General features: G+C 70.4%; 2 protein-coding genes. One reads left to right on the top strand and one right to left on the bottom strand.

Features of this window, described 5'->3' with window-relative positions:
* Positions 1 to 47: 47 nt before the first annotated feature.
* Entirely contained in the window at positions 48 to 1079 is a 1032-nt protein-coding gene (glpX, locus tag ACWGIG_RS38635) for a class II fructose-bisphosphatase (protein ID WP_453326404.1), read from the bottom strand.
* A 209-nt stretch (positions 1080 to 1288) separates the two neighbouring features.
* Here glpX and ACWGIG_RS38630 point away from each other — a divergent pair, with 209 nt between their 5' ends.
* Positions 1289 to 1858 carry a DUF4245 domain-containing protein gene (locus ACWGIG_RS38630; RefSeq protein WP_453326403.1) on the top strand — a complete coding sequence of 190 codons (570 nt, stop codon included), beginning with the start codon at positions 1289 to 1291 and terminating at the stop codon, positions 1856 to 1858.
* The last annotated feature ends 155 nt before the right edge of the window (positions 1859 to 2013 follow it).

Below are 2013 nucleotides of genomic sequence, written 5' to 3'. Positions count from 1 at the left end.
CGGCCACCCCGGTGCCGGGTGGCCGCCCCCTCGGTCGTACGTGCTCGTTACTTCGCGCGGTCGAAGTCGATGGCGCTGTACGCGCGCAGCTTCGACAGGCGGTGCACGGAGTCGATCTGGCGGATCGTGCCCGACTTCGAGCGCATCACCAGGGACTGCGTGGTGGCGGTCGCCGAGCGGTAGCGGACGCCGCGCAGCAGCTCGCCGTCGGTGATGCCGGTGGCGACGAAGAACACGTTCTCGCCGCTGACCAGGTCGTTGGTGTGCAGTACGCGGTCCAGGTCGTGGCCCGCGTCGAGGGCGCGCTGCCGCTCGGCGTCGTCCTTGGGCCAGAGCTTGCCCTGGATGGTGCCGCCCAGGCACTTGATCGCGCAGGCGCTGATGATGCCCTCGGGGGTGCCGCCGACGCCCATCAGCAGGTCGACGCCGGTGCCTTCCCGTACCGCCATGATCGAACCGGCGACGTCGCCGTCCGAGATGAACTTGATGCGCGCGCCGGTCTCCCGGATCTCCTTCACTATCCCCTCGTGGCGGGGACGGTCGAGGATCATCACGGTGACGTCCTCGGGCGTGGAGTTCTTGGCCTTGGCGACCCGGCGGATGTTCACCGAGACCGGGGCGTTGATGTCGACGAAGTCGGCGGCCTCGGGGCCCGTCACCAGCTTGTCCATGTAGAAGACGGCCGACGGGTCGAACATCGTCCCCCGGTCGGCGGCGGCGAGCACCGCGATCGCGTTGGGCATGCCCTTGGCGTTCAGCGTGGTGCCGTCGATCGGGTCGACCGCGATGTCGACCTCGGCGCCGGTGCCGTCGCCGATCCGCTCCCCGTTGTAGAGCATCGGGGCTTCGTCCTTCTCGCCCTCGCCGATGACGACGACGCCGTTCATCGACACGGTCGAGACGAGGGTGCGCATGGCGTTGACCGCCGCGCCGTCGGCGCCGTTCTTGTCGCCGCGGCCGACCCAGCGGCCGGCGGCCATGGCGGCGGCCTCCGTGACGCGGACCAGCTCAAGGGCCAGGTTGCGGTCGGGGGCCTCGGCGGGAACTTCGAGCGGCGACGGGAGCTGGTGCTCGGTCATCGGGTGCGCACCTTTCTGTACGGCTACGGCGGCGACGGCCGGGAGATGAGGTACCGGGAAACCCGGGAACCGGGAAGGGGACGGTCCTCCGAACTCTATCCGTACATCGACAAAATGAGCAGAGGGGGTGCACGTATGAGCGGCATATCGGTTACGTCCGGCGTGATGCCCGGCCCCTGGAGGCGGGCGGGGCACCCCCATGGGGGACCATGGAGGACGTGGCAGCAGCGAAGCGTGGCAATCAGAAGATCCGGGACATGGTGCTCTCGATGGCGGTCATCGGAGGCGTCGTCGCCCTCGTCTACACGGTCATCCCGCACGACGAGGACGCCGACCCGCTGAAGACGGTCGACTACCGCGTCGAGCTCAGCACGGCCCAGCGGTCCGCGCCCTACCCGGTACTCGCCCCGCAGGGCCTGTCGAAGGAGTGGCGGGCGACCTCGGTGACGTACCGCGGCAACGAGGGCAAGGCCTGGCACCTCGGCTTCCTCGACCCGCAGAAGGAGTACGTCGCGGTCGAGCAGTCGACGAACGACCCCGCGAAGTACGTCCCGAAGGTCACGCTCTCCGCGAAGGACACGGGGAAGACGCAGGAGGCGGGCGGCCGGACCTGGCAGGTCTGGAAGGGCGAGAAGTACGACGCCCTGGTCAGCACGGACAAGGGCGCCACCACCGTCGTGCTGGGCACGGCCACCGACGAGCGGCTCGCGGAGATGGCGGCGGCGCTGAAGGCGAAGCAGGCGCAGACCCCGCAGGCTCCGCAGCCGAAGCAGTCGTAGTCGCGGCCCCTTCCGCCGGGGAGCGCCCCACAGGGGCGCGGGGAACTGCGCGACCGGCCGCGACGGCGCCGCAGACGCACGACGGCCCCCCGTGCCGCATCCAGCGGGGCGGGGGGCCGTGAGTCATCCGGCGGAGCGCAGTGCTCAGACGGTGG

This window comes from Streptomyces sp. NPDC054863 (assembly GCF_053610825.1).
The sequence above is the reverse complement of the archived record's forward strand: the minus strand, read 5'-3'. Positions and strand labels throughout refer to the sequence as shown.